General features: G+C 69.2%; 10 protein-coding genes and 3 pseudogenes. 5 read left to right on the plus strand and 8 right to left on the minus strand.

Annotation, left to right across the window (positions count from 1 at the left end; genetic code table 11):
- Positions 1-191: 191 nt before the first annotated feature.
- Positions 192-1,217: an ATP-dependent 6-phosphofructokinase gene (locus AB5J53_RS33035; protein WP_369249265.1), complete on the plus strand. Its 1,026-nt coding sequence runs from the start codon at positions 192-194 to the stop codon at positions 1,215-1,217.
- Between the two features lie 126 nt (positions 1,218-1,343).
- Here the strand turns inward: AB5J53_RS33035 and AB5J53_RS33040 are convergent, their stop codons facing one another.
- From AB5J53_RS33040 to AB5J53_RS33060, 5 genes are all read right to left on the minus strand, one after another.
- Complete coding sequence (locus AB5J53_RS33040) at positions 1,344-2,057, minus strand: helix-turn-helix domain-containing protein (protein WP_369249266.1); 714 nt, start codon at positions 2,055-2,057, stop codon at positions 1,344-1,346.
- A 197-nt stretch (positions 2,058-2,254) separates the two neighbouring features.
- Positions 2,255-2,383, minus strand: coding sequence for a hypothetical protein (locus AB5J53_RS33045; protein WP_369249267.1), 129 nt, complete (start codon positions 2,381-2,383; stop codon positions 2,255-2,257).
- 82 nt (positions 2,384-2,465) lie between these two features.
- Positions 2,466-3,320, minus strand: coding sequence for a carbohydrate ABC transporter permease (locus AB5J53_RS33050; protein ID WP_369249268.1), 855 nt, complete (start codon positions 3,318-3,320; stop codon positions 2,466-2,468).
- Between the two features lies 1 nt (position 3,321).
- Positions 3,322-4,212, minus strand: coding sequence for a carbohydrate ABC transporter permease (locus AB5J53_RS33055; RefSeq protein WP_369252617.1), 891 nt, complete (start codon positions 4,210-4,212; stop codon positions 3,322-3,324).
- Between the two features lie 41 nt (positions 4,213-4,253).
- Positions 4,254-5,624, minus strand: coding sequence for an extracellular solute-binding protein (locus AB5J53_RS33060; RefSeq protein ID WP_369249269.1), 1,371 nt, complete (start codon positions 5,622-5,624; stop codon positions 4,254-4,256).
- Positions 5,625-5,742: 118 nt separating this feature from the next.
- Between AB5J53_RS33060 and AB5J53_RS33065 the strand changes: the two are divergent.
- From AB5J53_RS33065 to AB5J53_RS33075, 3 genes and pseudogenes are all read left to right on the plus strand, one after another.
- Positions 5,743-6,299, plus strand: a pseudogene (locus AB5J53_RS33065) (hypothetical protein).
- Positions 6,300-6,336: 37 nt separating this feature from the next.
- Positions 6,337-6,759 carry a hypothetical protein gene (locus AB5J53_RS33070; RefSeq protein WP_369249270.1) on the plus strand — a complete coding sequence of 141 codons (423 nt, stop codon included), beginning with the start codon at positions 6,337-6,339 and terminating at the stop codon, positions 6,757-6,759.
- Between the two features lie 70 nt (positions 6,760-6,829).
- A pseudogene (locus AB5J53_RS33075) lies at positions 6,830-6,973 on the plus strand (SDR family oxidoreductase); the annotation flags it as partial.
- 9 nt (positions 6,974-6,982) lie between these two features.
- On the opposite strand, the gene AB5J53_RS33080 reads toward AB5J53_RS33075, so the two are convergent.
- Both AB5J53_RS33080 and AB5J53_RS33085 read right to left on the minus strand, forming a co-directional pair.
- Entirely contained in the window at positions 6,983-7,666 is a 684-nt protein-coding gene (locus AB5J53_RS33080; RefSeq protein ID WP_369249271.1) for a response regulator, read from the minus strand.
- A gap of 641 nt (positions 7,667-8,307) precedes the next feature.
- Positions 8,308-9,894, minus strand: a pseudogene (locus tag AB5J53_RS33085) (ATP-binding protein); the annotation flags it as partial.
- 191 nt (positions 9,895-10,085) lie between these two features.
- Between AB5J53_RS33085 and AB5J53_RS33090 the strand changes: the two are divergent.
- Positions 10,086-11,501, plus strand: coding sequence for a cation:dicarboxylase symporter family transporter (locus tag AB5J53_RS33090; RefSeq protein WP_369249272.1), 1,416 nt, complete (start codon positions 10,086-10,088; stop codon positions 11,499-11,501).
- Between the two features lie 183 nt (positions 11,502-11,684).
- On the opposite strand, the gene AB5J53_RS33095 is transcribed toward AB5J53_RS33090, so the two are convergent.
- Positions 11,685-12,302: a TetR/AcrR family transcriptional regulator gene (locus AB5J53_RS33095; protein WP_369249273.1), complete on the minus strand. Its 618-nt coding sequence runs from the start codon at positions 12,300-12,302 to the stop codon at positions 11,685-11,687.
- Between the last annotated feature and the right edge of the window lie 132 nt (positions 12,303-12,434).

The raw sequence follows: 12,434 nt of genomic DNA on the forward strand, positions 1-12,434 counted from the left end.
TCTTGGCGGCGCGGCGCGACGAGATGGCCCGCTGGGGTGAGCAGAACCCTCTTGACAATACCTCTGCGGGTAGCTAAGGCGCCCGCCAGGACAAACGTCCTGGTGGGGCGGAGGGAAGCGACGGACCCCGTGGGCCGTGAAACAATCGGACTGGCTCACCGGTACCAACAGCGAGCAGGAGACACAGCACGATGCGCATCGGAGTTCTCACCGCAGGCGGCGACTGCCCGGGCCTGAACGCAGTGATCCGATCGGTCGTGCACCGAGCGGTCACCAACTTCGGGGACGAGGTCGTCGGCTTCGAGGACGGCTACGCCGGCCTGCTCGAAGGCCACTACCGCAACCTCGACCTCGACGCGGTCAGCGGCATCCTTGCCCGCGGCGGCACTATCCTCGGCTCCTCGCGCCTGCAGCGCGACCGGCTCCGTGAGGCCTGCGAGAACGCTCAGGACATGGCCCGCGAGTTCGGCATCGACGTGCTGATCCCGATCGGTGGCGAAGGCACCCTGACGGCGGCGCGGATGCTGTCGGACGCGGGCCTGCCGGTGGTCGGCGTCCCCAAGACGATCGACAACGACATCTCCTCGACGGACCGCACCTTCGGCTTCGACACCGCGGTCGGCGTGGCCACGGAGGCCATGGACCGCCTCAAGACCACGGCCGAATCCCACCAGCGCGTGATGGTCGTCGAGGTCATGGGCCGCCACGCCGGCTGGATCGCCCTGGAGTCCGGCATGGCCGCCGGTGCCCACGGCATCTGCCTGCCCGAGCGTCCCTTCGACCCGGCCGACCTGGTCAAGATGGTCGAGGAGCGCTTCGCCCGCGGCAAGAAGTTCGCCGTCATCTGCGTCGCCGAGGGCGCGCACCCCGCCGAGGGCAGCATGGACTACGGCCACGGCGAGATCGACCAGTTCGGCCACGAGCGCTTCCAGGGCATCGGTGCGGCCCTCGCGTACGAGCTGGAGCGCCGCCTCGGCAAGGAGGCCAAGCCGGTCATTCTCGGCCACATCCAGCGCGGGGGCACGCCGACGGCGTACGACCGGGTGCTCGCCACCCGCTTCGGCTGGCACGCGGTGGAGGCCGCCCACCGGGGCGACTTCGGCAGGATGACGGCGCTGCGCGGCACGGACGTCATGATGGTGCCGCTCGCGGAGGCGGTCACCGAGCTGAAGACGGTGCCGAAGGATCGGATGGACGAGGCGGAGTCGGTGTTCTAGGGGACGGGGTCCCTCCGGAGTTGTACGAGGTCTCTCCGGGGGTTATAGGGGACTGGCTCCCTCCGGGGCCTCCGGGCCCTCTGGGTGGGGCTTGCGTACGAATTTCCCCTGACCTCAGTAGGTGCTTCAGTACGTGCTCCTCTGGACCATCGACCAAAAGTGGTCGACGATCCGGTCGAGGAAGTCCCGGCCCGAGTCGCTGGAGTCGGCGGCGGCCGAGCCACCGCCCCAGCTGAGCGTGGCGACCATCTGCCCCTGGTAGTCGGTGTGCATCTCCTCCAGCACGTTCTCCAGGAGGTGCCGGTCCAGGGGCACCATCTTCCCGACCGGGCGCACATACGCCTGCCAGCGCGTCGTGACCGCGCTGCGCAGCAGGTCCGCGAGCTTGTCGTCGCGCCCCGTCACCGTGATGAAGTCGGGCAGCGAAAGCTCGAGGACGTCGGCGAGCGCGGCCGACTGCCGCTCGTTGCCGCGCCACTCGCCGGTCTCCTCCATCCGCTGGTACGCGAGGAGTTCGAGGCCGACGGCGCGTGCGACGTCCTCCGGGGCGAGGCCGCGGGCGACGCGGTGTTCGCGCAGGGTGCGGGGCGCCCCGATGAGCTCGCCCGGCGAGCACCACAGCACGCCCGCGAGCGCGGTGAGCTCGGGTCCGCTCGGCGAGGTGATCCCGCGCTCCCAGGCGGCGACGAGGTCGGGGGTGACATACGGCAGCCCGTACGAGGCTCTCATCCCGTACGCGACATGCTCGGGCCCCATGCCGAGCGCCGCCCGCAGTCTGCGGGCGGCCGGAGCGTTGAAGGGCGGGGTGGGCTGATGGGCTTGCGGTGGGTGCACGCGCACAAAGTATGGGTCCGGGGCAGCGGTGACTACGGTCTGTTCGGCCACAATTACGGATTGTAGGAACATACGGTTTCGGCCGTCGGCCCAGGTGGCTGAAGGCTACTTCGTGACTGGCGGGCGGGGCTGCCCTAGGGGATTTTCGGCCGGGTGCGGCCCGTGGGGGCCGGTGTGCCCGGTGTTGCCCGGTGCGGCCGGGGTCAGCCGGTGTAGCCCGCCAGCGCCTTGGTGAAGGCGTACGTCGTCTGGTCGATGCCGCTGCACTCGTCCGCCTCGCTGCCGGCGGCGCAGGAGCGGTCGCGGTCACGATCGGCACGGACCTGATCCACACCAAGGTGTGGATCATGAGTTCCCTCTCAGGTGGATGAGGGCATGGGGAAGGGGGCCGACCGTCAGTGAAGCAACCCTCCCTCAGCCCTTGACCGCCCCACCCAACGCAAACCCCCCACCCAACCGCCGGGCAACCAACACATACAAAACCAACACCGGTGTCGAATAGATCACCGAAAACGCCGCCAGCTGCCCATACACCACCATCCCCCGATTCCCGAAGAACTCATTGATGCTCACCGACGCCGGCATCTGATCCGGCGTAAGCAGCAGCATGAACGGTACGAAGAAGTTCCCCCACATCATCACGAACGAGAAAACCGTCACCACGGCCACGCCCGGTCCCATCAGGGGCAGCACGATCCGCACCAGGGACTGAAACGGCGAAGCCCCGTCCGTCCAGGCCGCCTCCTCCAGCTCCTTCGGCACTCCATCCATGAAGTTCTTCATCAGCCAAATGGCAAAGGGAAGTTGAGACGCCGCGAAGAAGAAGATGGTGCCCTGCATGGTGTCGATCAGATTCACCTGCACGAACAACGCGTAAACCGGAACCATGATCGCAGTGATCGGCAGACTCGTGGCGAACAGAATCGTCAGCAGAAACGGTCGATTGAGTCGCGACCGGAACCGGGACAGCGGATAAGCCGCCAGCGCCGCGCACACCACCGTCAGCAGCGTCCCGCCCCCGCACAGAATGAGGCTGTTGAGCAGCGGGGTGAAGGTGATGTCCGGTTTGAGCACGGCATCGAAGTTCGACAGCGTGACCCCGTCCGGCACCTTCACCGTCAGGTCGGCGTGCGCGTCGAGCGACGACAGGACCACCCAGGCGAGCGGCAGCGCGAACGCGGCGGCCACGACGAGGAGCCCGGCGTCCGCCGCCAGGCGCCGCCCCGTGCGGCGGGACTTGAGAGTCGCACCCCGAGTCGACACGGCCATCTCACACCTCCGTCCGGAGCAGCCGCATATAGACCACCGAGAACAGCGAGCCGACCACCAGAAGCAGAAGTGCCACCGCGGTCCCGTACCCGATCATGCTTTTCTGGAAAGCCTGCTCGTACATGAAGAGGGGGAGGGTCTGGCTGCGATTCCCCGGCCCGCCACGCGTCATCACCCAGATCAGCCCGAACACCGACAGCGTCTGCAGCGTGTTGAGCATCAGGTTGGTGCCGATCGACCGGCGGATCATCGGCAACGTGATGTGCCACATGCGGCGCCAACCGCCCGCCCCGTCCACCTCCGCCGCCTCCGTGATCTCCTTCGGGATTTCGTTCAGCGCCGCCGAATAGACCAGCATCGAGAAGGCCGTGCCCCGCCAGACGTTCGCGAACGACACCGCCAGGATCGGTAGCGTGAACATCCAGTTCTGGGAGGGGAGATGGAGCCAGTCGAGGATGGCGTTCAACGTTCCCTCGCGGCGGAAGAAGGCGTACAGCAGGAAGCCTGCCACCACCTCCGGCAGTACCCACGCCGTGATGACGATGCCGCCGACCAGCGTGCGGACCGGCTTCGACGCGCGCTGCATCAGCGAAGCCAGCGCCAGGCCCAAGGTGTTCTGGCCGACCAGTGACGACAGCACCGTGAACACCAGCGTCAGCCATACGGCGTTGAGGAACGCGTCGTCCTTGAATGCCGCCCGGAAATTGTCGAAGCCGACGAAGGACGAGTGGGCCTGGCCAGTCAACTGCAGGTCCGTGAAGGCGATGTACGCACAGTAGGCGATCGGGCCCGCGAGGAAGAGGAGCAGCAGGACCACGGCCGGGGTGACCGGCAGCGCGCGGGCCAGGGAGCGGCGCGCCCCTCCCCGGCGCCGGGCGGCGCCCTTCGGCACCGCGGAGCGGACGGGCGGCGCCGCCGTCCCCGTACCCACACTCACTTCTTGATCACTTGGTTGTCGGTCGCCGTCTTCAGCTCCTCGTCATAGCCGCTCGCCGCCTTGTCGACCGAGCTGTCACCCGTCGTCACGCCCTCCATGGCTTCCTGGATGGCGGTCGAGACCTTCGGATACGCCGGATACGCGGGCCGGTAGTGTGTGCTGGCGACCAGGTCCGTGAAGAACTTGATGCCGGGCTGTGCCTTCACGTACGCGGGGTCGGCGGCGACGTCCTTGCGCACCGCGATGCCGGAGTTGGCGATGTACCACTTCTGGGCGTTCGCCTTGGTCTGCATCGTCTCGATGAACTTGAACGCCAGATCGGGGTTGCCCGCCTTGGAGGGGATCGACCAGGTCCAGCCGCCGGACATGCTCACCTTGCCGGGGGCCTGGCCGTGCTGGGTCGGCATATAGGCGAGGCCGAGTTTCTGCGACCACTTCGGCCACTCGTGACCCGAACCCTTCAGCCAGTCCTGCGGGAGCCAGCTGCCGTCGAGGTTGATGCCGAGCTTGCCCTTGGGGAGCAGCTCACCGCGGATCCTCGTCTGGATGTTGGGGTCGAGGGCGTCGGCGACATCGAGGCCGAGCTTCTCCTTGTAGACCCTCTCCACGAAAGTGAGGGCGTCCTTGAAACCCTGGCTTCCGGCGATCCACTTCTTCGTGGCGGTGTCGTACAGGGGGTCCGTCTTCCCGTCGCCCGTCCCGTACAGCAGCATCTCGAAGCCCTGCATGGTGGCGGCCTCGCCGGCGGGTTTGCCCGTGTAGATGTTCAGCGGGGTGACGCCGGGGACTTTCGCCTTGATGGCGCGCGCGGCACTCAGCACGTCGTCCCATGTCTTCGGCTGCCAATCACCGGGCAGGCCGGCCTTCTTGAAGATGTCCTTGTCGAACCAGAGCCCCCGGGTGTCCGTCCCGTCCGGGACGCCGTACGTCTTCCCGTCCTGGGCCTTGGCCGCCGCCTTGGCCGTGTCGATGAACTGGCCCCAGTCCCGCCACTTGTCGAGGTACGGGTCGAGAGGCTTCAAGTACCCGCTCGTGATGTCCGAGTTGATGAGGAACGTGTCCTCGTAGACCAGGTCGGGCGCCGTCTTGGGCGACCTCAGCATCTGCTGGAGCTTCGTGTAGTACTCGGAGTCCGGGGCCTTGATCGGGACGAGTTCGACCTTCTTTCCCGGGTTCGCCTTCTCGAACTCCTTCTTCATCTGGCCCAAGTAGGTGTCCATGACGCGGATCGAGTTGTCCGTGGACTGTTTGAAGGAGATCTTCACGGTGTCCGGATCGCTCCCGGATCCTGATCCACAGGCGGTCAGCGCGGTGGCGGCGAGAAGCGTTGCGAGGAGAAGTGGGGCGGCGGTGGGGCGCACGGGCACGACCTCCTACTTGCCGACATCGTTGTCGGCCGAGCCGAGTTGTCTGCCTGGTGAACGTAAGAGCGTGGAGTATGTCAGGTCAATGACCTTGCAGAGGCCGGAGTGAAGGGGGAACGAGATGCAACAAGGCGTCACCGTCGGGCAGTTGCTGCTCGCCGCGTATCAGAGTGTCAAGGATGAGCGAAGGCGCGGATCGGCTTCCGGGACAACCTGTTGTATGTGACGCTCGCCGTCGTGGCCGCTGTCGTCGCCCTGGCCACGACGGCCAAGCACGCGTCCATGTTGCCGGCGCTGCCGCCCGTGTGCGTCGTTCTCGGGCGGACCTACCTGGTCAACGACGAGAAGATCTCCGCCATCGGGGCCTATGCGCGCGGCGAGTTGGGTCCGCGGCCCGACGAACTCCCGTGGGCCGAAGCCGTCTTCAGGTGGGAGACAGCTCATCGCGGTGACGCGCGCAGGGGCTCGCGCAAAGTCATTCAGTGCGGGGTCGATCTGCTCCCTTTCTGTGTCGTGCCGTTCGCGGGGCTCGTCGTGTATTGGGGGAGTGGTCAAGTGGGCGCGGGGCTGCCGGCGTTGTCGGTGATCGAGGCGCCGGCGCTGGTGGGGCTGGGAGTCCAGGTGGTGCTGTATGCGCAACCTTTCGCCGCGGCTGCGGGTCCATCTGGTGTGAGTTGACGGCCATTGTCCGCTTCGTATGTCTGGGGGAGACGTCATGTCGGACGACACGGATCGCGGCTTCGTCGAGAGTGTGCGCCGGTTCTTCTGGTTGCCGCGGGAGGTCCCGCGAGATCCCGCGCCGGCCTTGCCGCTGGCGCGTGTGGGGATCTTCAACGTCGCCGCGGGGGCGGGTATCGCCGCCCTCGGGTGGGGTGACCTGCTGGTGCTGATCGTGATGGGCTCGGTGTTCGCGATGGTCGACGACGTGATCAGGGGCGTGCGCCATCGGTGGCCGGGATTCGTCGTCGGCCTGGCGGCCGCGTGGGGCGCCGACAAGCTCGTGCGGGCCGCGACCTCCGTCCCCGCCGATCCCGACTGGGCCGACTATCCCGCCCTCGCCACCGGGAGCCTGGCCGCTCTCGTCGCCTTCGCGGCGATCACCCGCCTGCCCGGCCGGCAGGGGGCCGCACTTCGCTGAGCGTGTCCCGGTGGGACTTGTGTCTCATGGGGACTCATGTCTCAGTGGGGCATCGGACCGGGCCCAGTGCGACGGTCTGGTCGGACTGGGCCCGGTCGGCCGCCTCGGCCGCGCCGAGGAGGTCGCCGAGCTGATCGCGTTCCTGCTCTCCGAGCGCGCCTCGTTCGTCCACGGCAGCTACCACCTGGTCGACGGCGCCAACACCGCGGGCTGAACCGCGCGGCTACCCCTTCACCCACCGGTACTGCAACTCCGGCCGCCCCACCTGCCCGTACTGCGGAGCGCGCGCCGCCCGTCCCGCGTCCACCAGGTGCTCCAGGTACCGCCGGGCCGTGATCCGGGAGATGCCGACCGCCTCGGCGACCCCCGCTGCCGTCAGGCCGTCGGCGCAGTCCCGGAGGGCGACGGTGACGCGTTCGAGGGTCGGTGCGCTCAGGCCCTTCGGCAGGGCGGCCGGGCCCGGGGCGCGCAGGGTGGCCAGGGCGCGGTCCACCTCGTCCTGGCCGCTCGCCTCGCCCACCGCCGCGTGGAACTCGGCGTACCGGATCAGCCGGTCCCGCAGTGTCGCGAAGGTGAAGGGCTTCAGGACGTACTGGACGACGCCGAGCGAGACCCCTTCCCGTACGACCGCGAGGTCCCGCGCGGACGTCACCGCGATCACGTCCGCGTGGTAGCCGGCGGCCCGCAGGGAGCGGGCGAGCTGCAGTCCGTGCACGTCCGGCAGGTGCAGGTCCAGCAGGAGCAGGTCCACGGGCGTACGGTCCAGGGCGCGGCGTGCCTCCGCGCCGGTGTGCGCCTTGCCGACCGCCGTGAACCCGGGCACCCGGCCGACGTACATGACGTGCGCGTCGGCGGCGACCGGGTCGTCCTCGACGACGAGTACGCGGATCGGCTCGGGGTCGGTCATACGTCGCCTCCAGGCAAGGCGGGTTGGGCAGGCTGGGCGGGCTCGGACGGAGTGGGCTCGCGCCCGGACTCGGACTCGGACTCGGACTCCGACTCGGGCCGGCGCCGACGCTCGGGATCGCGTCCAAGCCCGCGCCGGGGGTCGTGCTCGGGTTCGCGTCCAGGACCGTGCTCGGGATCGCGTCCAGGTTCGGGCCGGCGTCGAGGGTCGTGGTCGGGTTCGCGTCCAGGGTCGTGCTCGGGATCGCGTCCAGGTTCAGGCCCGCGCCGGGGGTCGTGCTCGGGTTCGCGTCCAGGGTCGTGCTCGGGATCGCGTCCAGGTTCAGGCCCGCGCCGGGGGTCGTGCTCCGGTTCGCGTCCAGGGTCGTGCTCGGGTGCGCCCTCGCGCCCGGGGCTGTCCCCCGGCTCGCGCCCGGACCGGGGCTCGGCAGCAGCCTCCCCCACGTCCGACGCCGGAGCCGGAGCCGGGTCCGACGCCGTGGCCGATGCCGGAGCCGGGTCCGGAGCCGATGCCGAGTTCGACGCCGGAGCCGGAGCCGGCTCCGGAGCCGACGCCGTGGCCGATGCCGAGTTCGACGCCGGAGCCGGGTCCGATGTCTGGGCCGACGCGGGGTCCGACGTCTGGGACGGCGACACCGTAGGCAACGGCAGCCGTACCTCGAACTCCGCCCCGCCCCCGGCCGCCTCCCGCACCGTCAGCGTGCCGTCGTGACGGCTCACGGCCTGTCGTACGAGTGCCAGGCCGAGGCCACGGCCGCCGGGCCCCGCCGGTTTCGTGGACCAGCCGCGCTCGAAGACCTGCTCGGCGTGGGCCGGGTCCACCCCGGCGCCGGTGTCGGCGACCCGCAGCACCAGGACGGACTCGTCCGTGAACGCCGTCACCGTGACCCGCGCGCCCACCGTCCCCTGCGCCGCGTCCACCGCGTTGTCGATCAGGTTGCCGAGGACGGTGACCAGGTCGCGGGCGGACAGGGAGGCCGGGAGCAGCCCGTCGTCGATGGCGCTGTCGTCGGACACCACCAGCTCCACGCCCCGCTCGTTCGCCTGCGCCGCCTTGCCCAGCAGCAGCGCGGCGAGGACCGGTTCGCTGACCGCCGCGACCACCTGGTCGGTGAGCGCCTGCGCCAGCTCCAGCTCGGCCGTGGCGAAGTCGACGGCCTCGTCGGCGCGGCCCAGCTCGATGAGGGACACCACCGTGTGCAGGCGGTTCGCGGCCTCGTGGGCCTGTGAGCGCAGCGCCTGGGTGAAGCCGCGCTCCGAGTCCAACTCGCCCATCAACGCCTGGAGTTCGGTCACATCGCGCAAGGTCACCACCGTGCCCCGGCGTTCGCCTCCCGAGACCGGGGAGGTGTTCACGACCAGGACGCGCGAGGCGGTGAGATGCACCTCGTCCACCCTCGGCTCGGCGGACAGCAGCGCGCCCGTCAGCGGTGCGGGCAGGCCGAGTTCGGCCACCGAGCGGCCGACCACCTCGTCCGTCACGCCGAGCAACTCCCGCCCGCCGTCGTTCATCAGCGCCACCCGGAACTGCCCGTCCAGCATCAGCAGCCCCTCGCGTACGGCGTGCAGCGCGGCCTGGTGGTAGTCGTGCATACGGCTGAGCTCGGCCGCGTTCAGGCCGTGGGTGGAGCGGCGCAGCCGGGCGTTGATGACGTAGGTGCCGATGCCGCCCAGTATCAGGGCGCCCCCGGCGACCCCGATGAGGGCCGTGACCTGGTCCTGCACGCGCTTGGTGATCGCCTCCACCTTGATGCCCGCGCTGACCAGGCCGACGATGTGGCCGTTGTCCGAGATCGGGGTGACGGCGCGTACGGACGGGCCGAGGCTCCCGGTGTACGTCTCCGTGAAGGATTTGCCGTTCAGGGCGGGGCCGATGTGGCCGAGGAAGTGCTTGCCGATCAGCGTCTTGTCGGGGTGGGTCCAGCGGATGCCCCGCGGGTCCATGATCGTCACGAAGTCCACGCCGGTGTCCCGCTGCACCTGGAGGGCGTACGGCTGAAGGTCCTTCGTGGGGTCGCTGGTGTGGATGGCCTCGCGGACGGACGGGGCGTCGGCGACCGAGCGGGCGACGGCCATGGCCTGCCGGCCCGCCGCCTCCTCGGCCTGGCTGCGGTCGCTGACGTAGGTGAACAGCGCGTACCCGGCGACGAGGACCGCGATCAGCACGGCCTGCATGGCGAAGAGCTGGCCGGCCAGGCTGCGGGGTCTCGGGACGCGGGGGAAACGCATGTCGTCAGTCTGCCTCTCCTGATCAGGCTCCTTTGATCAGTGTGCTTATAAGTGTGAACTAAATGAACGGAAGGGTGACCGCCCTCACAGGCCGGGAGATAGTCACCGCATCCCCCCGGGAGTCCACGCCTCCCGGATCCCCCGGTCGTGAGCCGCACGCCGGGTTCCCCCGGTCGTGAGCCGCACGCCGGATGATGCCGACGACGTCGTCAAGGAGGGCAGCCGTGGCCAGCACACCGCACACCGCACCTGCCGCACCCGCCGCAAAGCGGGACCGCACCCACTATCTGTACATCGCGGTGATCATCGCGGTCGCCCTCGGTATCGCCGTCGGGTTCGCCGCGCCGGACTTCGCCAAGGAGCTCAAGCCGATCGGCACGGGCTTCGTGAGCCTGATCAAGATGATGATCTCGCCGATCATCTTCTGCACGATCGTGCTCGGCGTCGGCTCCGTACGAAAGGCCGCCAAGGTCGGCAAGGTCGGCGGGCTCGCGCTCGGCTACTTCATCGCCATGTCCTTCGTGGCCCTGGCCATCGGCCTGGTCGTGGGCAACATCATCCACCCGGGCAGCGGGATGCACCTGACCGAGGCCGTGAAGGGCGTCGGACACACGCAGGCCGAGGCCGCCGCCGAGGGTCCCGTCGACTTCCTGCTCGGGATCATCCCGACCACGTTCGTCTCGGCCTTCACCGAGGGCCAGGTGCTGCAGACGCTGCTGATCGCGTTGCTCGTGGGCTTCGCGCTGCAGGCCATGGGCCGCACCGGCGAGCCGGTGCTGCGCGGCGTCGAGCACATCCAGCGACTGGTCTTCCGCGTCCTGGGCATGATCATGTGGGCCGCGCCCGTGGGTGCGTTCGGCGCGATGGCCGCCGTCATCGGCGAGACCGGCATGGACGCGCTCAAGGCGCTGGCCACGATCATGTTCGGCTTCTACATCACCTGCTTCCTCTTCATCGTGATCGTGCTCGGCACGCTGACGAAGCTGGTGGCCAAGGTGAGCCTCTTCCAGCTGCTGAAGTACCTCGCCCGGGAGTTCCTGCTGATCGTCTCCACCTCGTCGTCCGAGTCCGCGCTGCCGCGGCTCATCGCGAAGATGGAGCACCTGGGTGTCAGCCGCCCGGTCGTCGGCATCACCGTGCCGACCGGCTACTCCTTCAACCTCGACGGCACGATGATCTACCTGACGATGGCGTCGCTGTTCATCGCCGACGCGATGGACCAGCCGATGAGCATCGGCCAGCAGATCGGGCTGCTGCTCTTCATGATGGTCGCGTCGAAGGGGGCCGCCGGTGTCTCCGGTTCGGGTATCGCGGTGCTGGCCAGCGGGCTGCAGTCGCACAAGCCCGCCCTGGTCGACGGGGTCGGCCTGATCATCGGTATCGACCGGTTCATGAGCGAGGCTCGCGCCGTGACCAACTTCGCGGGGAACGCGGTCGCGACGCTGCTGATCGGTACGTGGACGGGTGAGGTCGACAAGGAGCGCGTGAACCGGGTTCTCGCCGGTGAGCTGCCGTTCGACGAGAAGACCCTCCTGGACGACGACGAGGCCGACGCGCACGTGGACGTGCCCGAGCAGGGTGGCGAGAAGGAGCTCGCCAAGGCGTAGGTCTTGTAGGGGCGCCGTTCGGCAGCTGCATGTCCGTCGTGGCTGGTCGCGCAGTTCCCCGCGCCCCTTACGGGGCGCTCCCTGGCCGGGGCGTGCCCTCCTGAACAGGGCGCGCCCCCTACGCCGAGCGGCTGGGTCCTCCCCCCGTGGACCTGGCCGCTCGGCCCTTTTGGCGCCGTGGGCTCAGTCGGTCAGCTTCGTCACCAGTTCGGTGGCGCGGGAGGCGGGTACGCCCGCCGTGGTCAGCATGGTGACCGCGGCGGAGCGGCCCGCCTCTTCGGCTGCCAGGAGGCCGTCGTTCACGGCCTCCATGAGGGCGAAGAGCATCTGTTCGTGCACGTACGCCAGTGCCGGTGCCGGCAGCGGCGACTCGAACACGCCCTGGTCCAGGCCGCGTTGGAGCACCTTCGCGCAGGCTTCGCGCACGGGCGTGAGCCGCTCGCGGATGCCCTGGACCGTGACGCTGCGCTGGGCGAGCGCGACCAGCAGCCGGTAGCGGTCGGCGACCTCCCACACCGCGAGGGTCGAGCGGACCAGCGACTCCGCAGGGTCCTCGATGCCCTCCCGGCCCTCGGCATGCGCCGTCTCCACCGCCTCCGCGGCCCCTTCGAAGAGCGTCCCGATCAACGCCTCCCGGCTCGGGAAGTGCCCGTACACCGTGCGCCGTACGACGCCCGCGGCCCGCGCGATCTGGTCCATGGACGCGTCGGGGTCGCGGAGCAGCTCGGCGAGCGCCACGTCGAGGATGCGGCGGCGGTTCGCATCGGCGCGGCTGACGTTACCCGTGGTCATGGCTGCCATTGTGCATGCCCTTCGCCGAGATCCCGCCCTGCGTCCACAGGCCCTCCACCTCATCAATTTGCACAGCACTGTGCAACGTCGTACATTGCACATGGTCGTGCAGTTGCACGCCACTGTGCAAATCGAGCGAGG

This window comes from Streptomyces sp. R41, assembly GCF_041053055.1.
Lineage (GTDB): Bacteria > Actinomycetota > Actinomycetes > Streptomycetales > Streptomycetaceae > Streptomyces.

Coding starts and splice junctions, on each gene's coding strand:
- AB5J53_RS33035 (WP_369249265.1), top strand. CDS start 192: ATGCGCATCGGAGTTCTCACCGCAGGCGGCGACTGCCCGGGCCTGAAC.
- AB5J53_RS33050 (WP_369249268.1), bottom strand. CDS start 3,320: ATGGCCGTGTCGACTCGGGGTGCGACTCTCAAGTCCCGCCGCACGGGG.
- AB5J53_RS33070 (WP_369249270.1), top strand. CDS start 6,337: ATGTCGGACGACACGGATCGCGGCTTCGTCGAGAGTGTGCGCCGGTTC.
- AB5J53_RS33080 (WP_369249271.1), bottom strand. CDS start 7,666: ATGACCGACCCCGAGCCGATCCGCGTACTCGTCGTCGAGGACGACCCG.
- AB5J53_RS33090 (WP_369249272.1), top strand. CDS start 10,086: ATGATGCCGACGACGTCGTCAAGGAGGGCAGCCGTGGCCAGCACACCG.
- AB5J53_RS33095 (WP_369249273.1), bottom strand. CDS start 12,302: ATGGCAGCCATGACCACGGGTAACGTCAGCCGCGCCGATGCGAACCGC.